Source organism: Methylobacterium sp. NFXW15 (genome assembly GCF_049887755.1).
Classification (GTDB): Bacteria; Pseudomonadota; Alphaproteobacteria; order Rhizobiales; family Beijerinckiaceae; genus Methylobacterium.
Map to the genome: position 1 here is coordinate 56,471 of NZ_JAGEKG010000011.1, position 22,655 is coordinate 79,125.

Below are 22,655 nucleotides of genomic sequence, written 5' to 3' on the forward strand. Positions count from 1 at the left end.
GAGTCCGAGCCGCCCATGCGCACCGTTTCCGTCGTGACCCTCGCGAAGGGCCGCCCGGCGCATCTTCGCAATGTGCTGCTGGGGCTGGAGCGCCAGACCCAGCCCCCTGCCGAGTTCATCGTCGCGGTGATGCAGGACGAGCCCTACGACCTGCCGGAGACGGGCTTCCCGATCCGGCAGATCCCGGTTTCAGGTCGCGATCTGCCCCTGGCGGCGGCCCGCAACCGCGGCGTCGCGGCGGCGACCGGCGACGACATCGTCTTCCTCGACGTCGATTGCATCCCCGGTCCCGATCTGGTGGCCGATTATGCGCGGGCGCTCGGCGAGCTCGATGGCCTGCTGATGGGCGAGGTGCTGCACCTGCCCGAGCGCGCCACCGTGGGAGACTGGGACGACGCGAGCCTCGATGCGGTCGCCGAGAGGCACTCGGACCGTCGCGGCCCTCCGGCTTCCGGCATCGAGATCTGCCAGGATTACCGCTGCTTCTGGTCGCTGAACTTCGCGATCCGGCGCGCCACCTTCATGGCGACGGGCGGCTTCGACGAGCGTTATGTCGGCTATGGCGGCGAGGATACCGATTTCGGCAAGCTCCTCGATCAGCGCGGCATTCCCATCGCCTGGATGAAGGGCGCGCGCGCCTATCACCAGTACCACCCGCACCACATGCCCCCGGTCCACCATCTCGACAGCGTGGTACGCAATGCCGAACTGTTCGAGGCCAAATGGGGCTACCGCACCATGGGCCACTGGCTCTACGCGTTCCGCGTAATGGGCCTGATCGACGATACGCCCGACCAGCCGATCCGCATCCTGCGGCGCCCGGACGAGGCCGATCTGGCGCTCACCGGCCAGCAGAGCCACCAGCCCTATACCAACTCGGCCTCGGTCATCCGGGCCATCGAAGCGCGCGAGTCCGCCGAGCCCGTGCCGCTGACGGCATGAGGATCGCGCTCCTCGCCCATTGCCGACACCCCATCGCGCCGCCCTTCGCGGGCGGCCTCGAAGCCTATACCTGGAGCCTCGCCGACGGGCTGACCCGCCGGGGTCACGAGATCGTGCTGTTCGCCTCGGGCGATAGCGACCCGCGCTTCGCCCTGGATCCTGTGATCCCTGTCCATCAGGAGGGCTGCTTTCCCGGCCTGGAGCACCGGGGCGACCCGGCGCTGAAGGCCCATCTCGATGACGGCTATGCCGCGGCCCTGGACCGGATCGCGGCGGGTGGCTTTGACATCCTGCACAACAACAGTCTGAGCCGACTGCCGCTGGATGCGGCTCGTCTCGCTGCCGTTCCGACGATCACCTCGTTGCACGTGCCGCCCTACGATGCCCTACGCTGGTTCGTGCACGCGAGTGCGGTGCCGGGCCATCGCATCACGGCGACCTCCGAGACCCAGTTGCGCGCCTGGTGGCCGGACGGCGCTCCGCCTCAGGCCGAATTGCTCCACAACGGCATCGATCCCGCCGCATGGCCCTTCCGCGAGCACGGCAATGGCAGCGCCGTCTGGTCCGCGCGCATCGCGGCGGTAAAGGGCGCGCACTACGCCATCGCGGCGGCGCGCGTGGCCGGTCTACCGCTGACCCTGTTCGGCCCCATCGAGGAGCCGGATTACTGGGACGCGTTTATCGCTCCGGAGCTCGGCGGCTCGATCCGCTATGGCGGCCATCTCGACGGCCCGGCCCTGGCTGGCGAGATCGGCCGCGCCTCCGTCTTCCTGTTCACCCCGTGCTGGGACGAACCCTTCGGGCTCGCTGCCATCGAGGCGATGGCCTGCGGCCTGCCGGTCGCGGGGTTCGACCGGGGCGCGGCTGCCGAAATCGTCGGCGAGGCGGGCCGCCTCGTGACCTGTGGGGACGAGATCGCGCTCGCTGAGGCGATCGGCACGGCCCTCGCCATCCCGCGCCCAGTCCCGCGGGCGCGTGTGCTGCGCCTGTTCACCCACGATCTGTGGCTCGACCGCTGCGAAGCGCTCTATGCGCGCTCCTCCAACCTACGTGAGACATGACCCGACAGGACCTCATCGCCGCCCTGTGGCACGGACGCGACCCCTTCGCGGATCCCCCGAAGGACCTGCGCGCCCTCGACCTTCAGGGCTGGCGCAGCGTGCATCCCTATCTCGACGAGGCGGTGGACGAGTTCCGCCCGGCCATCGTCGTGGAGATCGGCACGTGGAAGGGTGCGAGCGCGCTTCATCTCGCGCGCACCATGGCCGAGCGGGATGTGTCCGGCACGGTGATCGCGGTCGATACGTGGCTCGGTGCCGTCGATCACTGGGCGGATGAATCCCTGTTCGCGGAGCTCGCCACCGAACACGGTTTCCCGAGCCTCTACCGCACCTTCCTGGCCAACGTGGTGCGCGAGGGCATGACCGGTCGCGTCCTGCCATTGCCGCTCGACTCGGTGAACGCCGCCGAATTGCTGCGTCTTCGCGGTGTGAGCGCCGACGTCATCCATCTCGATGCCGGGCACGAGGAAGCCTCGGTCGCGGCGGATCTGCGGGCGTGGTGGCCGGTCCTGCGGCCGGGCGGCCTCTTCATCGCCGATGATTACGACCGGCTCGGCGGTCGCTTTCCGGGGGTGACGCGGGCGGTCGATGGCTTCTGCGCGGACAGGGGGCTGCCCCCGCCATGGTCGCTGAGGGGGAAGTGCAAGTTCCTCAAACCCTCAGAATGATTTTGCCCTCACCGTGATTGGGCCCTCACTGTGATTCTGAGCAACTAATTGCTGTCTGACCGGACGCTCCTCGGCTTCTCTGACGCTGTCATCAGAGGAGGAGCGTATGGCAGACCACGCGACCGGGCTTCCGAACCCGCCTCCGTTCGATCCGGAGGCGATCCCCGAGGCCGCCATCCTGTCGCGCGGCGGGCTCGCCCTGCGCCTGGAATGGCGTGACGGCCTCGCCGCGACGCTGCCTGCCGAGCGACTGAGGCTGCGCTGCCGCTGCGCGTGGTGCACCCGCGATCGGGTCGAGAACCGCTTTCCGGCCGCCTTCGACGACATCACCGTGACGAAGGTCGAGCCGATGGGCGGCTATGCCGTCCATATCGGCTTCAGCGACGGCCATGCCCGCGGGATCTTCCCCTGGTCCTACCTGCGCGCCCTCGCGGCCGAGGCCCCGCCCGCCGCGCTCCAAGCCGCCTGAACCCTGTTCCGCCCGCTCCGCCGACGCGCGAGCGCCGCCCCACCTATCGATGCGAGACCCTGTGCCATGAGCGCCTTCGAATCCGCGACGAAGACCGAGATCATCGAGACCGACATCCTGGTGATCGGCGGCGGCACCGGCGGCCCCATGGCCGCGATCAAGGCCAAGGAAGCCGATCCGTCGCTGCGCGTCGTCCTGATGGAGAAGGCCAACGTTAAACGGTCCGGCGCGATCAGCATGGGGATGGACGGGCTGAACAACGCCGTCGTTCCGGGCTACGCCACCCCCGAGCAATACGTGAAGGAGATCACCGTCGCCAATGACGGTATCGTCAATCAGAAGGCGGTGATGGCCTACGCCCAGGGCTCCTTCCCGATGATCCAGTACCTCGATAAGCTCGGGGTGAAGTTCGAAAAGGACGGCTCGGGCGAATACAACATGCGCAAGGTCCACCACATGGGGACCTACGTGCTGCCGATGCCTGAAGGCCATAACGTCAAGAAGGTCCTCTACCGGCAACTGCGCCGCCTGCAGGTCGGCGTCACCAACCGCTACATGGCGACCCGCCTGCTCAAGGGCGCGGATGGGCGCATCGCCGGGGCGGTCGGCGTCAACACCCGTACCAGCGAGTTCCTCGTGGTGAAGGCCAAGGCGGTGATCCTCGCCTGCGGCGCCGCCGGGCGGTTGGGCCTGCCCGCTTCGGGCTACCTGTTTGGCACCTACGAGAACGCGGCCAATTGCGGCGACGGCTACGCCATGGCCTACCACGCGGGTGCGCAACTCGCGAACCTCGAATGCTACCAGATCAACCCGCTCATCAAGGACTATAACGGCCCGTCCTGCGCCTACGTCACCGGTCCGTTCGGCGGATACACCGCCAACAATCGGGGCGAACGGTTCATCGAGTGCGATTACTGGTCCGGCCAGATGATGCTGGAGTTCTGGCGCGAATTGCAGGGCGGCAACGGCCCGGTTTTCCTCAAGATGGACCACCTGCGCGAGGAGACGATCTCGGAGATCGAGACCATCCTGCATTCGAACGAGCGGCCCTCGCGCGGGCGCTTCCACGAGCGGCGCGGCACCAACTATCGCAAGCGGCCGGTGGAGATGCACATCTCCGAGATCGGCTTCTGCTCCGGCCATTCGGCCTCTGGCGTGTTCGTGGACGAGTTCGCCCGCACCACCGTGCCCGGCCTGTACGCCGTCGGCGACATGGCGAGCGTGCCGCACAATTACATGCTCGGCGCCTTCGTGAATGGCGGCATCGCCGGGGCCGATGCGGCGGCCTACTGCGCCGCCACCAGCCTCGCCGGATACGACGACGCCGACCTCGCCGCCGAGCAGGCCCGTGTGCTCGCCCCGACCCGCCGGTCGGACGGGCTCACCCCTCACGAGATGGAGTTCAAGACCCGCCGCCTCGTGAACGACTATCTCGAGCCGCCGAAGGTTACGGCCAAGATGGAGCTCGGCCAGCGGCGCTTCGCGGAGATCCGCGAGGATCTGTCCCTTCTCTGCGCCCGCGACCCGCATGAACTGCACCGCGCCCTGGAGATGCAGACGATCCTCGACTGCGCCGACATGGCGGCGGCGGCTTCGCTCTACCGCACCGAGAGCCGGTGGGGATTCTACCACCTCCGTGTCGATCATCCGGAGACGAACGACGCGGAATGGGCCTGCCACACCGTCCTGTTCAAGGACGAGCAGGGCCGGATGGCCCACGCCAAGCGCGAGGTCGATCCGTACATCGTGCCCGTCGCCGCCGAGGAGATGAGCGCCTACCATCAGCTCCGCATCAAGACGCCGGCTGCTGCCGAATAATCTTTCAATAGTTTGGAGATCGATCCATGCCGATCATCACTCACGCCAGCAGCGCCGCAGTCGTCATCGATGAAGAGAAGTGCATCGCCGAGAAGGGATGCCGCGTTTGCGTCGATGTCTGCCCCCTCGATATCCTCGCGATCGATGAGAAGCGGCAGAAGGCGTACATGAAGTACGACGAATGCTGGTATTGCATGCCCTGCGAGGTCGACTGCCCGACGAACGCGGTCAAGGTCAACATCCCATATCTGCTGCGCTGAGGCCGACCATGAGCCCCGTATTCGACACCTTCGATGACGATCTGGACGATCTGGCCGAGCGTTGCGCCAGCCCCGATGCTGGCGTCCGCCGCGTCGCCATGATGGAACTGGCCGAGGCGGTCGGCCCCGACGCGAAGGTTCTGCTCTTGAAGGGGCTGGCCGACGAGGATGCCACCGTCCGCGCCGCCGCCGCCAAGGCGCTCGACGAGCATGACGGCGCCGATGTGGTCGAGGGCTTGGTGCGCTCTCTGGAGGATGCCGACGAGGCCGTCCGCCGCACCGCCGCCGACACGTTGGCCGAGAAGAAGGAGCCCGCCTGTGGCCCCCTTCTGATCGAGCGGGCCGAACATGCCGACCCCTTCGTGCAGGCCTCCGCCCTGCGGGCCTTGCGCGAACTGGTCCTGCCGGACGCCCTGTCGGCCGCACTGAAGGCTTTGCAGAGCCCGAACCCTGAGGTCCGCCGCGAGGGCCTCGGCGTCATCGGGTATCTCAAGGCCGAAGAGGCGCTGCCCGCCCTGATCGCCACGGCGGGCGATGCCGACCCGAGCGTCCGTCGCGCGACCATGGGGGCGCTGGTCTTCCTGCGCCCCGGTGGGCCGGGCATCTCGACATTGATCGCAGGGCTCTCCGACGAGAATTGGCAGGTGCGCGAGGAGGCGGCTGTGTCTTGCGCGAAGATCCGCCTGCCCGAGGCGACGGCTCCGCTCATCGCGACGATGCAGGATCCCGTCTGGCAGGTTCAAACCAAGGCAGCGAATGCGCTCGGCCGGATCAAGGCCAGCGCCGCCGTCGATGCCCTGGGCCGGGCGCTCGAATCCGACGTCAGCAACCTCCGCAAGGAGGCCGCCGCCGCGCTGGGTGAGATCGCCGATCCGCGGGGCCTCGCCGCTCTGGAGGCTTCGGCGAACGACCCGGATCCCGATGTCCGCAAGCTGATCAACTGGGCGATCGGACGGTGTCAGGGGCGACCCTGACACTCTCCCCTCCGTCATGGTGAGCGCCCGTGAAGGAATCCGGAGCAGCCAAGCGCCGGAAGGGGGCTTTTAGCCCTGGATCGCTCCGTTCAGCTCCCCTTGACGGGAGAGTTCGATCGTCTCCCGTTAAACCGTTGTGGCGAAAGTCTTTCCAAAGATGTCCCAGCGCGTCCCGATAGGCGGGGCGCGCTTGAGTTTAGAGCTGGTACAAGGTTTGCTGCGCTGCCGCATATGATGTGCAGGAGCCGGCTATGCAGACCATGGCGCCGATTCGCCCATCCCCGTCGAGATCGCCCGCGCAGGCCAATGCCCTGCTGCTTCCCGAGGCGGCACCGCAATCGAATGGCGGCCAGCGTCCCCTGCTCGAAGGGCTGACCGAGCGCGAGATCGCCCTCGTCATGGAGAAGGGGCGGAGGAGGGTGCTCTATCGCGGGGCGACCCTGTTCACGCAGGAGACGCCGAACGACGGCATCTGGCTCGTGGAGAGCGGGCGCATCCGGGTCTTCTACGCGGCACCCTCCGGCCGGGAGATTACCCTGGCCTATTGGTATCCTGGGAATTTCGTGGGCGGACCGGATGTGTTCGGCACGGGCCTGCACAAATGGTCCGGCATGGCTGCGAGCAATTCGAGCGTCCTGCACCTGCCGGGCAAAGCACTTCGGCAACTCGTGACGCAGATTCCCACCCTGGCGATTGGTGTGATCGAGGGTCTGACCTTCAAGGGGCGCTGCTATTCGACGCTCGCCCAGATGCTCGGCACCCGCTCCATCACCGAACGGTTGGCCCACCTGCTCCTTCATCTCAGCGACCTCTACGGCGTGCCGGAAGAAGACGGAACGGTCATCGCGGCGACCTTCACCCATGCGGATCTCGCTCACATGGTCGGCGCCACGCGGCAATGGGTGACGATCAGCCTGAAACGCCTGTCCGAGCAGGGCGTCGTTGCCACACGGCGCACGCAGATCGTCGTTCTGCGCCCGGATATCCTCGCTCAGATGCGCGGTGGCGAGGAATGCGCCTAATCGGAAAGCTGATCGCCCAATTCGGCAGCATATGCCGGGCTGCCCGGCCAATTTACGCAACTAATCGACGCGCGCCGCCCGTCTTCAATTGAATGAGCTCGTGAGTGAGTCCGATCATGCCCTCGATGCCGGTGCGGCATTGGATCGAAACGATGGAGCGGGCGATGGCAAGACGGTTTCCCGGACTCGGGTCAGTATCCGCTCTCGCGCTGATCGCGCTGGCCGGTGCCGGATTGACCGCACCGGCTCATGCCGAGACGATCACGGTCGGCATCGGTACGCAGGACACGACGACCAACACTGCCACCGTCGGCGTTGTGATCCGGCAACTGAAGCTCTTGGAGAAATACCTTCCGAAGACCGGCAAATACGCCGACAAGACCATTCAGCTCGATTGGCAGAACTTCACCTCGGGCCCGCCGGTCACGAACGGCATGATGGCGGGCAAGCTTCAGTTCGGCGCGATGGGGGATTATCCCCTCGTCGTGAACGGCGCGACCTTCAAGAACAACCCCGAGAGCCAATCGCAACTCATCGCGGTCGCCGCCTACAATCTTTTTGGATCCGGCAACGGCATCGTCGTCAATAAGGAATCCGAATACTTCTCCTTCGAGGATCTGAAAGGGAAGGTGGTCAGCGTGCCCTTCGGCTCCGCCGCCCACGGGATGGTGCTGAAGGCATTGCAGGACAAAGGCTATCCGGCGACCTATTTCCGCCTCGTCAGCCAGAGCCCGGAGGTCGGCTCCACCAACCTGCAAGAGAAGAAGATCGACGCCCACGCCGACTTCGTTCCCTTCGCCGAGTTACTGCCGTTCCGCGGCTTCGCCCGCAAGGTGTTCGACGGGGTCGAGACAAAGCTTCCGACTTGGCATGGCGTCGTCGTCCGCACTGATTTCGCCAAGCAATATCCGGAGATCGTGGAGGCCTACATCAAGGCGATCCTCGATGCCGATGCCTGGGTGAAGGAAAACCCGAAGCGCGCCTCCGAACAGATCTCCGCCTGGACCGGCACAGACAAGGAAGTCGTCTACATCTTCCTCGGCCCCGGCGGGATCATGACGCTCGATCCCACGATCAAGCCGCCGCTGATCGAGGCGGCCCGCGAGGACGTAAAGGTTCTCCAGAAGCTCGACCGGATCAAGGAATTCGACGTCGAGCCGTGGGTCAACGACGCGTATCTGCGCAAGGTCTTCGCCGAGCGCGGGCTCGATTACGAGAAGCAGCGCGGCACCACCACGAATTACGAGGTGAGCGGCGAGGATAGCTTCTGCAAGAAGCCGATCGCCGATCCGCGCAAGGCGGGCGAGATCTGGGTGAAGGGTGGGGATATCAAGCCCTATTCCAGCGCAGCCTGCACTTTGGGTGCGCTGAACGAGATGAAGGCCAAGGGTCAGGCCGCCGACGTCGCCTACGTCTTCGACACGGCGCGCGGCATCAAGCTCTTCGCACGGGAAGCCTTCTACGTCGTCGATGGCAAGGGCGGCATCGCGCCGTTCCTGCTGAAGCAGGATGCGGAGGCGGCGGCCAGGGATGGCGGCAGGGTGATGCCCTACGACGAGGCCCTCAAGGCCGCCGTGACGGGAGGCTGATTCCATGGAAGCCGTCGCCCTCCGGCCCGCCCCTGAATCCGCGCCGATGCGGCCGGTTCTCGTCCCGCCGACCAGTCCGGCCCGCCCCGTAGGAAGCCGCGCTCGCCGCTGGCTACGCCTGCACAGAGGGGCGTTCCGCGCCGCGCTGATCGGGCTCGTCTCGCTCGTTCTGTTCGTCGCGCTCTGGCAATATCTGACCGCGAACCGCGTCGCGCTCTACGTGCGCTTCCTCAACATCCCTACGCCGATGGACGTGCTGGGCCGCGCCATCATCGCTCTGCGCAGCCCGGTCTTCGGCGATCACGTGCTCATTTCCTGCCGCCGGATCCTGCTCGGGTTCCTTCTGGCGGGGGGCATCGCGGTCCCCCTCGGGCTGCTGATGGGCCGCTATCGGCTGCTGCGCGAAATCGCCTTTCCGATCTGCGAGGTGCTGCGCCCTATCCCGGCCATCGCCTGGGTGCCGATGGCGATCATGCTTTGGCCGACGAACGAGGGTTCGATCGTCTTCATCACCTTTCTCGGCTCGTTCTTCCCGGTCCTCATCAACACGTTGCAGGGCATGGCGCAGGTCGATCCGGTGCTGGTGCGCGCCGCACGCTGCCTCGGCGCCAGCGAACCCGCTGTGTTCCGGGAGGTGTATCTGCCAGCCTCGCTGCCGCAGATCTTCACCGGGCTGACGGTGGGAATGGGGGTCGCCTGGGTCTCGCTGATCGCCGCCGAGATGATCTCGGGTCAGTTCGGCATCGGTTACTTCACGTGGGAGGCTTATTCCCTGGTCCAGTATCCGGACATTGCGCTGGGCATGATCACGATCGGCCTTCTCGGCCTCGGGTCGAGCTTCGCGATCCGCCTCGCCGGACGCCTCGTCATGCCCTGGGCCGCCGCCCGCTGAGGCAGAGGTCACACCCCGACATCATCGAGCGAGGAATCCGCCATGGCCGAACCTAGCCGGGGCTTGATCGAAGTCCGCGACTTCTGCCTGCGTTACGAAACGATGGAAGGATCCGTGGAGGCGGTGTCGAACACCTCGCTCACGGTTCGACCCGGGGAGTTCGTCTCGATCATCGGGCCCTCGGGCTGCGGGAAATCGACCCTGCTGAACGCGCTGGCCGGCTTCCTCACGCCATCCTCGGGTCAGGTGACGGTCGATGGCGAAGCGATAGCGGGGCCAAGTGCCGAACGTGGCATGATTTTCCAGCAATACTCGCTGTTCCCGTGGAAGACTGTCCGCGAGAATGTCGAGTTCGGCCTGAAGATGAAGGGTATCCGCCGCAGCGAGCGCGAGCGGCAGGCCCGTACACTTCTCGGGCTCGCGGGCCTCACGGCCTTCGAGAACCATTATCCCGACCGCTTGTCGGGCGGCATGAAGCAGCGCGTCGGCATCGTGCGGGCGCTGGCCACCGGGCCGCGTATTCTCCTGCTCGATGAGCCCTTCGGTGCGCTCGACGCGCAGACCCGGCTGATCATGCAGCAGATCCTCACCAACATGTGGCAGCGCCTGAAGATTTCGGTGCTGTTCGTGACCCACGATATCGACGAGGCGATCTTCCTGTCCGACAGGGTCTACGTGATGACCGCGCGCCCCGGCAGCATCAAGGCCGAGATCGTGGTGCCCCTGCCGCGCCCGCGCCAGCCTGCCGTCACCCTCTCCTCGGAATTCCTCGGCCTGCGACGGGGGCTCATGTCGCTGATCCGCGAGGAGAGCATCCGCGCCATGGGCGGCGAGGTCAGCGATGAGGCGATGAAGGGCCTCGCCATCGATCTCGAAGGCCAGGACCTTGCGACGGTGCTGTAGCACCCTCCGAATCCGGTCATTGCGAACAGAACGGACGATACGATGACCTATGTCGTTACCGAGAATTGTATTCGCTGTAAGTACACGGATTGCGTCCAAGTCTGCCCGGTCGACTGCTTCTATGTCGGCGAGACCATGCTGGTCATCAATCCGGATGAATGTATCGATTGCGGGGTGTGCGAGCCGGAATGTCCGGCCGATGCGATCAGGGCCGACACCGAGCCGGGCATGGCGGGGTGGACGGCGTTCAACGCGAAATACGCCGCGCTCTGGCCGAACATCGCCGAGAAGACCGACCCGGCCGCCGACGCCGCGGCCTGGGATGGGCGCGGTGGCAAGCTCATCGAGGTTTTCGGCGCCGCCGACCCGGCGGCGGCCTGAGCGAGGGAGTGGCAGGGGATGAGCAAGTTCCACGAGGAACGGGTGCTGTCGGTGCACCACTGGACCGACAACCTGTTCTCGTTCCGCACCACGCGGGACCCGGCCTTCCGCTTCCGCAACGGCGAGTTCACGATGATCGGCCTCGAGGTCGATGGCCGCCCGTTGCTGCGCGCCTACTCGGTCGTCTCGGCCAACTACGAGGAGGAGCTCGAGTTCTTCTCGATCAAGGTGCAGGATGGCCCGCTGACCAGCAAGCTCCAGCACCTGAAGGTCGGCGACCCGATCATCGTCGGCAAGAAGCCGACCGGCACCCTGGTGCTCGACAACCTGCTGCCCGGCAAGCACCTCTACCTGCTCGGCACCGGCACCGGCCTCGCGCCGTTCCTGTCGATCATCAAGGACCCCGAGACCTACGACCGGTTCGAGAAGGTCGTGCTGGTCCACGGCTGCCGCCAGGTGCAGGAACTCGCCTATGGCGAGACGATCACGCAGGATCTGCCGAAGCACGAGTTCCTGGGCGAGATGATCTCGAACCAGCTGATCTACTACCCGACCGTGACCCGCGAGCCGTTCCGCAACCGCGGGCGGATCACCGACCTGATGGTCTCGGGCAAGCTGTTCGAGGATATCGGCCTGCCGCCGATGTCGATCGAGAACGACCGCTTCATGCTGTGCGGCTCGCCGGACATGATCCGCGACACCCGCCAACTCCTGGCCGAGGGTGGCTACGAGGAGGGCAACCACGGCGAGGGCGGCCACTTCGTCATCGAGAAAGCCTTCGTCGAGAAGTAGTCTGCCTATCCCGTCAGGCTCGTGCAGAGCAGGGTGGGCGCATAGAGCGTCCGGAACCCCGCACGGACGTAGAGCTCCTCGATCGCCCCTCCTGCGGGGCATTGCAGGAACACGTAGGCCGCACCCCGCGCCCGCGCCTCCCTCAACGCCGCTTGGACGATGGCGAGGCCGAGGCCGCGCCTCTGCCGGTCGATCCGGGTGCTGACGTTGTAAAGCCCCGCCGCTTCCCCCCTCAGGTAGAGGCTGGCACAGGCGGCGGGTCCGGTGACGTCCCGAAGGGTGAGATGCAGGGGGACGAGGCCGGGCCGCCCCCGTGCCCGCCGCAGGGCGGGCAGGTAGGTCCGTTGCAAGTGCATCCGCACAGTGGCATCGGCGGTCATGCTGGCGAAGACCCGCTCGAAATCCGCTCCCGGGGACGGGGCGCTTCGCACGCTCACGGATTCATCCGCGCCGGTCGCCGCAGGCAGGGGCTTCGCGACCATCCAACTCGCCGGGAAGATTGAGGCGGGCGCGAACAGGCGCTGCAGATCCGCGACCTCTCCGTCATCCTGCGCCAGGAAGGCGGGGGAACGACCGCGCCCCAGGGCGGCCGCCCCCGCCCAGGCGAATTGCTCCGGGGTGCGGACTCCGTAGGCGAAGTTCATCGTGGGGTCCGCGATGCCGCGTGACCAGGCGTAGCCCGCCTCGCCGGGGCCGCGCTCCGCCCCGTCGATCAGCGAGCCCGTCAGTGCCTCGATATGCGCCCTGCGCAGCGTGTCGTAGGTGGGATCTTGTTGACGCATCATGTCAGGCGACGTTCCAGGCGAGGTCGCGGCTCGTCAGGGCGGCGATCCGGTCGTGCAGATGCGGCGACAGGACGATGTCGAGATGGTCGGTGTCCGGCACCGTTTCGACGGAGAGGAGACGGTGGGTCAGCGGCGCCCAATCGATCACCGGCAGCGACCGCGCGAGGGAGTCCTCTGCGACGAAACTGCGGATCGGGACTGAACCCGGCTTCAACCGCAGAGCCCTGAATTGAAGGGCGTGGTCGATCAGGGTCCAGAGGATCCGCTCCCGGCTTCCGACCTCCGGGCCGTCGCTCGGAAGCGGCTGCGGCTCGGCCGCCAGAAAGCGCAGGAATTGTATGTCGGCCTCCGAATCCATGCGGGCGCGCAGGGCCTCCCAATGCGAGCGCATCGGGGAGCGGGTGAGGAAATCGGCGAGCATGGCTTCGTGGATCGCCTGCTCCTGATGATCGATGGGGCGGCCGGCGCCGGGCGCGAAATTGGCTTCGAGGCCGCAGGCGTCGAGCATGCCGACGCCGTCCAGAGGGAAGGCCGGGCCGAGGAGGCGAGCCGTCTCGTAGGCGAGCACGCCACCCCAGGACCAGCCCAGGAACAGGCAGCGCCCGGATCGGCCGCGCATCAGGCCGCGCACCCGCTCGGCATAGGCGGCGGCCAAGTCTGCCACCGGAGGCAGCGGCCGCACCTCCTCGACCAGGGAGGCGCACAGGAAGCCGTGCGCCTCCTGATCCGGCCCGAGTTTCCGCACCAGCGATTCGTACTCACGGGTGCTGACGAGAAGGCCGGGGAACAGGATGAGAAGCGGCTTTCCGCTTCCCGGCCGCCCCGCCGAGAGCCGCACCATCGGCGCGAGGCCGTCCTCGTCGGTCGATGCCCCGGCGTCGATCCGGGCGGCAAGTTCGGCGATGCTCGGATCGCGCAGGAGGTCGGCCACACCGATCCCGCCTCGGGGCGCGATGAGGCGCAGGCGCCCGACCAGCCGCAAAGCCGAGAGGGAATCGCCGCCCAGCGCGAAGAAGCGCCTGTCCGCATCCCGGATGGGGTAGCCCAGAACTTCGGACCAGATCCCGGCAAGACGACGCTCGGTGGCGGTGGTGGGCTCACGCCCTCCATCGTTCCCGGCAGCAGGGTCGGGCAGGGCGTTGCGGTCGAGCTTGCCGTTGGCCGTCAGGGGCAATTGGTCGAGGAGCGTGAGGCTCGCGGGCACCATCGGCTCGGGCAAGTGGCGGGCGAGGGCGGCCCGCAGGCGCCCGGCTTCTAACCGGCGCCCCGCGGCGGGCACCACATAACCCGCAAGGTAGGGTCCGGCGGGTCCTTCGCGTCGGAGCACCACGGCATCGGCCACGGCTGGAAGCCCGCGGAGGGCAGCTTCGACCTCGCCGATCTCGATCCGATGGCCACGGATCTTGACCTGGTCGTCCGCTCGTCCGGCGAAGGCGAGGCTTCCGTCGGGCCGCCGCCGCACCCGGTCACCCGTGCGATACATCCGGCCGCCGCGCATCCAGGGATTCGGCAGGAAGCGTTCCGCCGTCAGCGCCGGGCGCTGCCAGTAGCCCCGTGCAAGGCCGCCGCCGATGTACAATTCGCCGGTCTCGCCCTCGGGCACGGGGTCGAGATCCGGCCCGAGAACGTAGACCTCTCGCGCGCCCACCGGCCCGCCGATGGGTGCATAGGCCTCCGTGAAGCTCTCGCCCGGCGGCACCTTCCAGATCAGGGGCGAGATCACGCATTCGGTCGGCCCGTAGCCGTTGATCAGCAGGCGGGGCTTCAGGGCGCGTCCGAGTCGGGTGAAGGTCTCGCGGGCCATGGCCTCGCCGCCGAAGGAATAGACCTTCACCGGAGGCGCCTCACCCAGGCGCTCGGCCCAATCCGCGACTTGGCCGATGAAGCTCGTCGGGAAGCCTGCGTGGGTCACCCGATGGCGGCGGATCTGCGCCAAGGTCTCGGCGGCCGTCCAGAGGCCGGGCCCGCGCAGCACGATGCAGCCGCCCGCGACCAGGGGTGTCATCCAGCGCTCATGGCCCCCGTCGAAGGCGAAGGACAGGACATGCAGTTCGCACGAAGTCTCGTCCATCTCGTAGGCATCGGCCGTGGTGCGGCAATGCATGGCGAGAGGGCCATGCTCGACCAGAACGCCCTTCGGCCGCCCGGTCGAACCCGACGTATAGATGAGATAGGCCGGATCCTCCGGCGAGGGCATCCGGGCCGGGGCAGACACTGTATCGGCCTGCGCGAGGGTGGCGGGATCGAGCTGTTCGATGTCCGCAGGAAGCTCCAAACGCTCGGCGATGTCTGACGTCGTGATGCAATGGGCGATGCCCGCATCCTCCAGCATCATCCGCACCCGCGCCGCCGGATAGGCGGGATCGAGGGGCAGGAAGGCGGCCCCCGCCCGAAGCACACCGAGCAGCGCGCCGATGAGGTGCGGAGATCGTTCGAGGGCCACCGCGACGAGGCGCCCCTGGCCGATGCCCCGTGCGGCGAGGCCGGATGAGATCGCCGAGGCCGCCGCATCGAGTTCGCCCCGATTCAAGGCCTCGTGGCCGAACAGGATCGCCGGACGTTCGGGGGCCAGGGCGGCGAGGCGAGCGAGACGTTCCGGCACGCTTTCCCGATCCGCATCCGGCGCGAGCGACCGGGCAGGGCCGATGGCGGGAGCATGGGCCGGGTCGGCGATCCATTCGCGAGCCTGCGCGATCCCGCAGGGGCCATGCATGGATCTCCATCCCTCGGGGAGGGGGCGCGTCGCGGGCCAGAACGATCCGTGCCCCGCCTCGCTGAAGGCCACGACCACGGCGCTCGAGGTCCAGTCCGCACCGGGCTGTTCGTCCATCCCTCAACTCCCGCGCAATCCGAGGCTCCGACAGGTCTGACGAACGACCCTTCGCGCCGTTCACGGCGACCTTGCGCAAAAAATTCGCTGAACCGTGCCCCGGCCCATCCGTCAGGGGGATGCCGACGACATGCGGGAGGGTGGATGACCGGTTTGACGATAGCGGACGCAGACGGGGCGACGGTCGCCGGGAGTCGCGACGAGCCGATCCTGCGCGTGAGCGGTGATCTTGCCCCGGCCGAGGCGGTTCGCGCGATCCTGACGCGCGCCGAGGTGCTGACCGTGGGCGAAACCCGCGTCAACCGCATCACCGTCGAGGCCGAGCCGTCCGTTCGCGCGCGGCTCATCGCGATGGGCGCGGCGCGGCGGCGTGGCAATACGGCCGAGATCCTTCCCGGCCTGCTTTGGCAATGCGCCGAACGCTGGCTCCCGGCCGCCCGGCCACCCTTCCCGGAACTGTTCACCGCGACCGATGGGCGTCGCCATCCGCTCCGGCCCGAGACACCGGCGGGGACTGCCTATGCCCGCGCCATTCCCTGGCTTGGCCGGACCCTGAGCTTCCGAACCATGACCGAGCCGGGCGATGTCGCCCTGTTCTCCGCCTGGATGAACGATCCCCGTGTCGATGCGGTCTGGCAGGAGAGCGGACCGCTCTCGGCGCACGAGGGCTATATCGCCAAGCTTCAGGCCGACCCGGCGTCGCTGCCGTTGTTCGGTTGCCTCGACGGCAAGCCCTTCGGCTATTTCGAGCTGTACTGGGCGCGCGAAAGCCGCCTCGGGCCCCTCTACGAATCCGGCCCCTACGATCGCGGCTGGCATGTCGCCATCGGCGATCCGGACCTGCGCGGGCGCTCCTTCCTGTCGGCGTGGCTGCCCTCGCTCATGCACTACATGTTCCTCGACGAGCCGCGCACGCAACGCATCGTCGGCGAGCCCCGGGCGGACCACGCCCAGCAGATCCGCAACCTGCACGCCTCCGGCTTCGGCACGGTGGCCACCATCGATTTTCCGCACAAGCGCGCGGCCCTCGTCTCCCTGACGCGCGAGCACTTCTTCCACGACAGGCTCTGGGTGCCGGGCGCGGCCGCCGCCGATGCGACGGCGCGACCTCCCGCCGTGCCGGTCGATGAGCGTCCTTCTGCCGACAGAGGCGAACCATGACCGATCATCCCACCACCGACGACATCATCGGCATCGGGTTCGGCCCGGCCAACCTGTCGCTCGCCATCGCCCTGCGCGATGCGCTGGCGGGCGGCTCCCTGCGGCCCTCCTTCCGCTTCATCGAGCGGCAGGACCGGTTTGGCTGGCACCGGGCCATGATGCTGCCCGGCGCGGACATGCAGATCAGCTTCGTGAAAGACCTTGTCTCACTCCGCGATCCGACGAGCCCGTTCAGCTTCCTGAATTACCTGCATGTGAAGGGCCGGTTGACCACCTTCCTCAACCTCAAGACGTTCAACCCGTCGCGTGTCGAATACAATGATTACCTGGCCTGGGCGGCGGATCACTTCGCCGATTCCGTCTCCTATGGCGAAGCGGTCGAAGCCGTCCGCCCGGAAACACGAGATGGGCGCTTGGCCGCCTTCGTGGTGGAGGCGAAGGACGGTTCGGGCGCGCGCCGCTCGCGCCGCTGCCGCCACCTCGTCGTCGCGGCGGGGGGCGATCCGGCGGTTCCGGAGCCCTTCGCCGCGCATCTGCGCGACCGGCGGGTAATCCATTCGTCGTGGTATCTCCCCGGCATCGCGCAGGCGCTCGGGGCGCCGCGCCTCGACGGGCCGGAGTCGCGCATCCTCGTAGTGGGCGGCGGTCAGAGCGCCGTGGAGATCGTCACCGACCTCGGCCAGCGTTACCCCCGCGCGCGCATCGACCTCGCGATCCGCGCGCCCGCCCTGAAGCCCGCTGACGACAGCCCCTTCGTCAACGAGATTTTCGATCCCGCCTCGGTGGACCGCATCCACAATGCGCCGCCGGAGCTTCGCGCGGATCTCATCGCCGCCCATCGGTCCACGAACTACGCGGTGGTCGATGCGGATCTGATCCAAGCCTTCTACGCCACCCTCTATGAGCAGGAGGTGAGCGGCCATGCGCGCTACAGGCTGCTGCGGAACACGCAGGCCACGGCGCTGGAGGCGACGGGCGAGGGACTGCGCGCGACCCTGCGCGACACTGTGGCCGGGACCGAGGAGCGGCAGGCTTACGCGGCCATCGTCTGCGCCACGGGCTACCAGCGGGCCACTCTCCCCGCGATCCTCGAACCGCTTCGCCCGTTCCTCGCCAGCGAGACCGCCGACCGCCATTATCGCGTGCCGTTGTGCCCCTCCGAGCCCCGCGTGAGCCTGCACTTGCAAGGCTTCAGCGAGCCGACCCATGGGCTGACCGAAACGCTGCTCTCGATCCTGCCGGTGCGGGCGGGCGCCATCACCCGGACAATCCTCGGGGAGGAGCAGGCAGTTCGATCCGCGATCCGTTCCGCCGCGATCCGGCAATGAGCCGAGCAATGACCCGCCCGCGCAGCCGCCCCATCGACCTCGCGGAGGATGGAATCGTCGGCCTGATCCTGAGGCTGTCCGGGCCCGCGATCCTCGGCATCTCGGCCCATGCCCTGCAGATGCTGGTGAATGCGTGGTTCGTCGCCGATCTCGGTGCGACTGCGATCGCCACCATCGCCATCGCCTATCCGGTGACGCTGCTCGTCGCGGCGCTAGGCTACGGCGCCGGGGTCGCTGCGGCCTCTCAGGTGGCGCGGGCTTTGGGTGCGGGCGATGCCAACCGCGCGGGGGCCGCCGCCGCCCTCGGCTTCTGGCTCGCCCTGCCCATGGGTGGCGCCGTCACGGTCGCGATCCTTTCAGATACGCCCGCATGGCTCCGGCTCCTCGGCGCCGACGTGGCCCTCGCCACTGCGGCTGCACCCTACACAGCGCTGTCCACCGTCGGAACGGCGCTGATGCTGGTGATGATCGTCGGCGGATTCGTGGTGCGCGCGCAGGGTCATGCGCGGCTCAGCGGTGCGATCATGATCGGAGGTTTCAGTCTCAACATCCTGCTCGATTGGGTGCTGATCCGGCTCTGCGGCCTCGGCACATCGGGTGCCGGATGGGCGGCGGTCGGGTCGCAACTCGTGGGCGCATTCGCCTATGTCGTATGGTTCGCCAAAGGGCGTGGCGCCTTGCGGCTACGCTCTCCCTGGCGAGGCACGCCCGGCCTGCTGGCCGAGGCTTTGCGGCTCGCCGTGCCCGTGACCGGATCGAGCCTGCTCGCCGCCTTCGCCATGGCTTTGTTCGTGGAGGCCGCGGCCCCCTACGGCGAGGCCGCCGTGGCCGCCCAGGGTATTGCCCTGCGGCTCACGCTCGTGGCGGCCCTGCCGCTTCTGGGGCTGGTGGCCGGTGCGCAAGCCGTTCTCGGCCACGCCGCAGGTTCGGGCCGCAGCGACCGGCTGGCCCATGCCCTCGGCTTCACCGTCGCGGCGTCGCTCGCTTACGGGGTCGTCGTCGGCGGCCTGATGATCTTGCTGGCGCGGCCCCTGGTGTCCCTGTTCGCCCAGGAACCGGAAACCGCGCGGGAGGGCGCCCGCGCGGTCGCGATCTTTGCGGTCGCCTTCGTGCCGGTCGGACTACAACTCGCCGCCGCGACCCTGTTCCAGGCGATCGGTGCGCCGCGCCGGGCCGCCGTCGTGTCCCTGGCGGCGCAGGGGCTGGCGCTGATCCCGCCTCTGCTGATCCTGCCGACCCTGTTCGGTTACGACGGCGTCCTTTGGAGCCGTATCGTGGCCGAGTTCTGCGCGGATGGCCTGGGCCTTCTGTTGATGCTCGCATGGGCGGCGGAGGTCCGCCGGACAATCGGCGCAGCGCCGGTCGAGGGCCGCGAGGCAGTGCAGATGCCCCCTTCTCACAAGCCCGCACACCAGGGCGCGTGAGACGCCGAGCTTCCGCGCGATCTCGATCTGGGGCATGCCTTCGACCCGGTGTAGACGAAACGCCGTCTGGGTCGGCTCCGGCAGTTCGGCGACGGCGGCCTCGACCCTGCGGAGGGATTCCCGAGAGGCCGTCGCCGTCTCGGGCGTGCCTCCCGCTGCATCGACCGGATCCGGCGCGACGTCGAGCGTCGAAAACAGCCGCCGCTCGAAGCTGCGCCGCCTCGCGCGATCGAGGGCGAGGTTGCGGACCATGCGTCCGACATAGGCGGCCTCTGTCCCGGCCTCGGCCTGCGGCGGATCTGCAAGGATCCGCAAGAGGACGTCCTGAACCACATCCTCAGCGAGGGCCGGGCAATCGAGAATCCGACGCGCCTTGTGCAGGTAGGCCGCGCGGTAGCGCTCGAGCGCGGCCACGCACATCGCGCCCGCTGCCGACCAAGGCGCGCCCGCTTCATGGTGATGAGACAGTAGCACAGCGAGACCTGCGTCGTATTCTGAATGTCTCGCAGCTAGCACGCTCCGGAATTTGCGAACAATCGCTATCTTTCAAAATTAAAACGATTAAAAACAGGATCCTATATTTACTGAAGAGCACAATATTATTTCCAACTCTAAGGACGTCCGATGTCTCTGTTTCCCGCGGAGTGGAGGCGCAACGCGCGGGCGGCAGAGCGGCCTGTGCGCCCTTAGGACGAAGCCTCTTGGAGATATTTTGCAGTGCAATGAAAGTTTAGGCTGCGGCGCGGCAGGGGTTATCCCCGGCCGACCTGACAGATCGAAGACATTATGCAGAATGGTGCAAGTGACCGCTTGCTTTCCCCCCAGTGCTGCTTTGTACTGGCGTCCACGGAGCTGCCGACAGAGCAGCCCTGATCGGGAGGAAGCATGGCCTCGGTGGGAATCCGCGAGGTTCGCAAGGCTTTCGGATCGACGAATGTCCTTCACGGTGTGTCGGTAGACATCCGTGACGGGGAGTTCGTGATCCTCGTCGGCCCATCGGGCTGCGGAAAGTCGACCCTTTTGCGGATGATCGCCGGGCTGGAGAATATCTCCGGCGGGGAGATCCGCATCAGCGACCGCGTCGTCAACGATGTGCCGCCCAAGGAGCGGGACATCGCCATGGTGTTCCAGAACTACGCGCTCTATCCGCATCTGACGGTGCGGGAGAACATGGCCTTCTCGATGCGGATCCGGAAGGCGCCCGCCGCCGAGATCGACCAGCGCGTCGCCAAGGCGGCGCAGATCCTGGGCCTCGCCCCGCTGCTGGACCGGTACCCGCGCCAACTATCCGGCGGCCAGAGGCAGCGCGTGGCCATGGGCCGGGCGATCGTCCGCGATCCGCAGGTCTTCCTGTTCGATGAGCCGCTCTCGAACCTCGATGCCAAGCTGCGCGTGGCCATGCGCACCGAGATCAAGGAACTGCACCAGCGTCTGAAAACCACGACGATTTACGTCACCCACGACCAGATCGAGGCCATGACCATGGCCGATCGCATCGTGGTGATGCATGACGGGATCGTCGAGCAGATCGGGGCGCCCCTCGAACTTTACGACCGGCCCGACAACCTGTTCGTCGCGGGCTTCATCGGCTCTCCCGCCATGAACTTCGTACCGGGCAAGGTTCGCTCGAATGGAAGCCTCGTCTTCGTGAGCGACGGCGGCCTGACCGTACCTTTGACGAGCGCACCCGCCTCCGTTGAAGGGCGCCCTCTCATCCTCGGCATCCGCCCCGAGCATTTCGACCTCGCCCCGGACGGCATCTCTGCCGAGGTCGTGGTGGTGGAGCCGACCGGCTCCGAGACGATGCTTGCGGTGCGCGCCGGGGGGCAGGATCTCACTGCCGTCCTGCGCGACCGTGTGCGCGAGCGGCCGGGCGAGACGGTCACCCTGCGTCCGAATTGCGTCCATTTCTTCGACGCCGAGACTGGCCGACGCCTGCCGAATTGACCCGCCGAACCGGCCTGCGAAGCAGGCATCGGGGCACGCCATGCCCCGCGAACAACCAAGACTCGAGGGAGACGCCCAGGATGACCGTTCTCGACCGCCGTTCCCTCCTCGCCGGTGCCGCCGCCGCGACGGGCCTCGCCGCCGGGGGCGATCTCCTCGGCTTCGCCAAGGCTTGGGCGCAGAGTACCGAATGGAAGCCGGAAGCGGGCGCGAGCCTGTCGCTGCTGCGCTGGAAGCGGTTCGTCCCCGCCGAGGACGAGGCCTTCATGAGGCTGGTCGATGCCTTCACCAAGGCCACCGGCGTGAAGGTGACGGTGACGAACGAATCCTTCGACGACATCCAGCCCAAGGCGTCGGTTGCCGCCAATACGGGGCAGGGGCCGGACATGGTCTGGGGCCTGTTCTCCTTCCCCGCCCTGTTCCCGGACAAGTGCCTGCCGCTTGAGGATGTCGCGGACTCGCTCGCCAAGAAATATGGCCCGTGGTTCCCGTCTGCGGAGGCCTACGGCAAGGTCAAGGGCAAGTGGATCGCCATTCCCGTGGCGTTCAATGGCGGATATCCGAACTATCGCATCTCGGCGATGAAGAAGGCTGGCTTCGACAAGTTCCCGACCGATACGGCGGGCTTCCTCGAACTCTGCCGGGGCCTGAAGAAGAACAACACGCCCGCCGGTTTCGCGCTCGGCCATGCCACGGGCGACGGCAACACGTGGTGCCACTGGGCGCTCTGGTCCCACGGCGCCAACCTCGTGGATGCCAACGAGAAGATCGTGATCAACTCGCCCGAGACGGCCAAGGCGCTCGAATACGTGAAGTCTTTGTACGAGACCTTCGTGCCGGGCACGGTCTCTTGGAACGATTCCTCGAACAACAAGGCGTTCCTGGCGGGCGACCTCTACCTTACCAATAACGGCATCTCGATCTATGCCGCCGCCAAGAAGGACAACCCGAAGCTCGCCGAGGACATGGACCATGCGGTCTGGCCGGTCGGCCCCGCAGGCAAGCCGACCGAGTTCCAGCTCGCCTTCCCGATCCTGGCCTTCAAGTATTCGAAGGCCCCGAACGCCTGCAAGGCGTTCATCAGCTTCATGATGGAGGCGAGCAATTACGGCCCCTGGCTCGAGGCGGCCCAGGGCTACCTGTGCGAGCCGCTCTCGAACTACCCGAAGAACCCGATCTGGACGAGCGACCCGAAGAACGCCGTGTTCGCGGAAGCCGGACGGCGCTCGCTGGCGGCGGGCGGGCTTGCTCCGGTGAGCGAGCGCATCGCGGCCGTGCTGGCGGATTTCGTCATCGTCGACATGTTCGCGAGCCACTGCACCGGTCGCGAGGACGTCAAGGGCGCCATCCGCAACGCCGAGCGCGCGGCCACCCGCATCTTCCGGAACACCTGACGGAACAGGGCGGAG

The 22,655-nt window shown here is 67.3% G+C and carries 20 protein-coding genes and 1 pseudogene; 18 read left to right on the forward strand and 3 right to left on the reverse strand.

All coding sequences use genetic code 11. From position 1 onward, the window contains the following. Nucleotides 1-15: 15 nt before the first annotated feature. The 13 genes from J4O73_RS20765 to J4O73_RS20825 all read left to right on the forward strand — a co-directional run bounded on the left by J4O73_RS20765 (nt 16) and on the right by J4O73_RS20825 (nt 11,771). The gene (locus J4O73_RS20765; protein ID WP_426220479.1) at nt 16-942 is read left to right on the forward strand and encodes a glycosyltransferase family 2 protein; all 927 of its coding nucleotides are present in this window, start codon (nt 16-18) and stop codon (nt 940-942) included. After that, nucleotides 939-2,003, forward strand: a complete 1,065-nt coding sequence (locus J4O73_RS20770; protein WP_426220481.1) for a glycosyltransferase — start codon at nt 939-941, stop codon at nt 2,001-2,003. Before J4O73_RS20765 ends, J4O73_RS20770 begins: the two co-directional genes overlap by 4 nt. Beyond that, entirely contained in the window at nt 2,000-2,671 is a 672-nt protein-coding gene (locus J4O73_RS20775; protein ID WP_426220483.1) for a class I SAM-dependent methyltransferase, read from the forward strand. Before J4O73_RS20770 ends, J4O73_RS20775 begins: the two co-directional genes overlap by 4 nt. 106 nt (nt 2,672-2,777) lie before the next feature. Then, nucleotides 2,778-3,140 (forward strand): DUF971 domain-containing protein, encoded by a 363-nt coding sequence (locus J4O73_RS20780; protein ID WP_426220485.1) that lies wholly within the window; start codon nt 2,778-2,780, stop codon nt 3,138-3,140. A gap of 66 nt (nt 3,141-3,206) precedes the next feature. Continuing rightward, nucleotides 3,207-4,958 (forward strand): fumarate reductase/succinate dehydrogenase flavoprotein subunit, encoded by a 1,752-nt coding sequence (locus tag J4O73_RS20785; RefSeq protein ID WP_426220486.1) that lies wholly within the window; start codon nt 3,207-3,209, stop codon nt 4,956-4,958. A gap of 26 nt (nt 4,959-4,984) precedes the next feature. Next, a complete protein-coding gene (locus J4O73_RS20790) occupies nt 4,985-5,218 on the forward strand; it encodes a 4Fe-4S dicluster domain-containing protein (RefSeq protein WP_378969491.1) in 234 nt (77 codons plus the stop codon). 8 nt (nt 5,219-5,226) lie between these two features. Next, nucleotides 5,227-6,192 carry a HEAT repeat domain-containing protein gene (locus J4O73_RS20795; RefSeq protein ID WP_426220488.1) on the forward strand — a complete coding sequence of 322 codons (966 nt, stop codon included), beginning with the start codon at nt 5,227-5,229 and terminating at the stop codon, nt 6,190-6,192. A gap of 251 nt (nt 6,193-6,443) precedes the next feature. Further along, nucleotides 6,444-7,214, forward strand: a complete 771-nt coding sequence (locus tag J4O73_RS20800) for a Crp/Fnr family transcriptional regulator (RefSeq protein ID WP_426220490.1) — start codon at nt 6,444-6,446, stop codon at nt 7,212-7,214. A gap of 164 nt (nt 7,215-7,378) precedes the next feature. Next, complete coding sequence (locus J4O73_RS20805) at nt 7,379-8,803, forward strand: ABC transporter substrate-binding protein (RefSeq protein ID WP_426220546.1); 1,425 nt, start codon at nt 7,379-7,381, stop codon at nt 8,801-8,803. Between the two features lie 4 nt (nt 8,804-8,807). Further along, nucleotides 8,808-9,695, forward strand: coding sequence for an ABC transporter permease (locus tag J4O73_RS20810; protein ID WP_426220492.1), 888 nt, complete (start codon nt 8,808-8,810; stop codon nt 9,693-9,695). Nucleotides 9,696-9,737: 42 nt separating this feature from the next. Then, entirely contained in the window at nt 9,738-10,598 is an 861-nt protein-coding gene (locus J4O73_RS20815) for an ABC transporter ATP-binding protein (protein WP_426220494.1), read from the forward strand. Nucleotides 10,599-10,640: 42 nt separating this feature from the next. Next, on the forward strand, nt 10,641-10,979 hold the full coding sequence (fdxA, locus tag J4O73_RS20820) for a ferredoxin FdxA (RefSeq protein WP_426220496.1): 339 nt from the start codon (nt 10,641-10,643) through the stop codon (nt 10,977-10,979). A gap of 18 nt (nt 10,980-10,997) precedes the next feature. Beyond that, nucleotides 10,998-11,771 carry a ferredoxin--NADP reductase gene (locus J4O73_RS20825; protein WP_426220498.1) on the forward strand — a complete coding sequence of 258 codons (774 nt, stop codon included), beginning with the start codon at nt 10,998-11,000 and terminating at the stop codon, nt 11,769-11,771. Nucleotides 11,772-11,776: 5 nt separating this feature from the next. Here J4O73_RS20825 and J4O73_RS20830 read toward each other — a convergent pair whose 3' ends face one another. Further along, nucleotides 11,777-12,556: a GNAT family N-acetyltransferase gene (locus J4O73_RS20830; protein WP_426220500.1), complete on the reverse strand. Its 780-nt coding sequence runs from the start codon at nt 12,554-12,556 to the stop codon at nt 11,777-11,779. Nucleotide 12,557: 1 nt separating this feature from the next. Next, nucleotides 12,558-15,386, reverse strand: a complete 2,829-nt coding sequence (locus tag J4O73_RS20835; protein WP_426220502.1) for an amino acid adenylation domain-containing protein — start codon at nt 15,384-15,386, stop codon at nt 12,558-12,560. A gap of 144 nt (nt 15,387-15,530) precedes the next feature. Between J4O73_RS20835 and J4O73_RS20840 the strand changes: the two genes are divergently transcribed. From J4O73_RS20840 to J4O73_RS20850, 3 genes are read left to right on the forward strand one after another with little or no spacing between them, the layout of a single operon-like run. Beyond that, nucleotides 15,531-16,547 (forward strand): GNAT family N-acetyltransferase, encoded by a 1,017-nt coding sequence (locus tag J4O73_RS20840; protein WP_426220503.1) that lies wholly within the window; start codon nt 15,531-15,533, stop codon nt 16,545-16,547. Beyond that, nucleotides 16,544-17,875 (forward strand): lysine N(6)-hydroxylase/L-ornithine N(5)-oxygenase family protein, encoded by a 1,332-nt coding sequence (locus tag J4O73_RS20845; RefSeq protein ID WP_426220505.1) that lies wholly within the window; start codon nt 16,544-16,546, stop codon nt 17,873-17,875. Before J4O73_RS20840 ends, J4O73_RS20845 begins: the two co-directional genes overlap by 4 nt. 8 nt (nt 17,876-17,883) lie before the next feature. Further along, the gene (locus J4O73_RS20850) at nt 17,884-19,299 is read left to right on the forward strand and encodes an MATE family efflux transporter (protein WP_426220507.1); all 1,416 of its coding nucleotides are present in this window, start codon (nt 17,884-17,886) and stop codon (nt 19,297-19,299) included. Nucleotides 19,300-19,323: 24 nt separating this feature from the next. Here the strand turns inward: J4O73_RS20850 and J4O73_RS20855 are convergent. Next, nucleotides 19,324-19,719: pseudogene (locus tag J4O73_RS20855) on the reverse strand (sigma-70 family RNA polymerase sigma factor); the annotation flags it as partial. A gap of 465 nt (nt 19,720-20,184) precedes the next feature. On the opposite strand from J4O73_RS20855, the gene J4O73_RS20860 reads away from it, so the two are divergent. Further along, nucleotides 20,185-21,246 (forward strand): ABC transporter ATP-binding protein, encoded by a 1,062-nt coding sequence (locus tag J4O73_RS20860; protein ID WP_426220509.1) that lies wholly within the window; start codon nt 20,185-20,187, stop codon nt 21,244-21,246. A gap of 80 nt (nt 21,247-21,326) precedes the next feature. Further along, entirely contained in the window at nt 21,327-22,640 is a 1,314-nt protein-coding gene (locus J4O73_RS20865) for an ABC transporter substrate-binding protein (RefSeq protein ID WP_426220511.1), read from the forward strand. Nucleotides 22,641-22,655: the final 15 nt, after the last annotated feature.

Excerpts from the sequence above, each read along its gene's own strand:
- J4O73_RS20765 (WP_426220479.1), top strand. The coding sequence starts at position 16 with ATGCGCACCGTTTCCGTCGTGACCCTCGCGAAGGGCCGCCCGGCGCAT.
- J4O73_RS20770 (WP_426220481.1), top strand. The coding sequence starts at position 939 with ATGAGGATCGCGCTCCTCGCCCATTGCCGACACCCCATCGCGCCGCCC.
- J4O73_RS20775 (WP_426220483.1), top strand. The coding sequence starts at position 2,000 with ATGACCCGACAGGACCTCATCGCCGCCCTGTGGCACGGACGCGACCCC.
- J4O73_RS20780 (WP_426220485.1), top strand. The coding sequence starts at position 2,778 with ATGGCAGACCACGCGACCGGGCTTCCGAACCCGCCTCCGTTCGATCCG.
- J4O73_RS20785 (WP_426220486.1), top strand. The coding sequence starts at position 3,207 with ATGAGCGCCTTCGAATCCGCGACGAAGACCGAGATCATCGAGACCGAC.
- J4O73_RS20790 (WP_378969491.1), top strand. The coding sequence starts at position 4,985 with ATGCCGATCATCACTCACGCCAGCAGCGCCGCAGTCGTCATCGATGAA.
- J4O73_RS20795 (WP_426220488.1), top strand. The coding sequence starts at position 5,227 with ATGAGCCCCGTATTCGACACCTTCGATGACGATCTGGACGATCTGGCC.
- J4O73_RS20800 (WP_426220490.1), top strand. The coding sequence starts at position 6,444 with ATGCAGACCATGGCGCCGATTCGCCCATCCCCGTCGAGATCGCCCGCG.
- J4O73_RS20805 (WP_426220546.1), top strand. The coding sequence starts at position 7,379 with ATGGCAAGACGGTTTCCCGGACTCGGGTCAGTATCCGCTCTCGCGCTG.
- J4O73_RS20810 (WP_426220492.1), top strand. The coding sequence starts at position 8,808 with ATGGAAGCCGTCGCCCTCCGGCCCGCCCCTGAATCCGCGCCGATGCGG.
- J4O73_RS20815 (WP_426220494.1), top strand. The coding sequence starts at position 9,738 with ATGGCCGAACCTAGCCGGGGCTTGATCGAAGTCCGCGACTTCTGCCTG.
- fdxA (WP_426220496.1), top strand. The coding sequence starts at position 10,641 with ATGACCTATGTCGTTACCGAGAATTGTATTCGCTGTAAGTACACGGAT.
- J4O73_RS20825 (WP_426220498.1), top strand. The coding sequence starts at position 10,998 with ATGAGCAAGTTCCACGAGGAACGGGTGCTGTCGGTGCACCACTGGACC.
- J4O73_RS20830 (WP_426220500.1), bottom strand. The coding sequence starts at position 12,556 with ATGATGCGTCAACAAGATCCCACCTACGACACGCTGCGCAGGGCGCAT.
- J4O73_RS20835 (WP_426220502.1), bottom strand. The coding sequence starts at position 15,386 with ATGGACGAACAGCCCGGTGCGGACTGGACCTCGAGCGCCGTGGTCGTG.
- J4O73_RS20840 (WP_426220503.1), top strand. The coding sequence starts at position 15,531 with ATGACCGGTTTGACGATAGCGGACGCAGACGGGGCGACGGTCGCCGGG.
- J4O73_RS20845 (WP_426220505.1), top strand. The coding sequence starts at position 16,544 with ATGACCGATCATCCCACCACCGACGACATCATCGGCATCGGGTTCGGC.
- J4O73_RS20850 (WP_426220507.1), top strand. The coding sequence starts at position 17,884 with ATGACCCGCCCGCGCAGCCGCCCCATCGACCTCGCGGAGGATGGAATC.
- J4O73_RS20860 (WP_426220509.1), top strand. The coding sequence starts at position 20,185 with ATGGCCTCGGTGGGAATCCGCGAGGTTCGCAAGGCTTTCGGATCGACG.
- J4O73_RS20865 (WP_426220511.1), top strand. The coding sequence starts at position 21,327 with ATGACCGTTCTCGACCGCCGTTCCCTCCTCGCCGGTGCCGCCGCCGCG.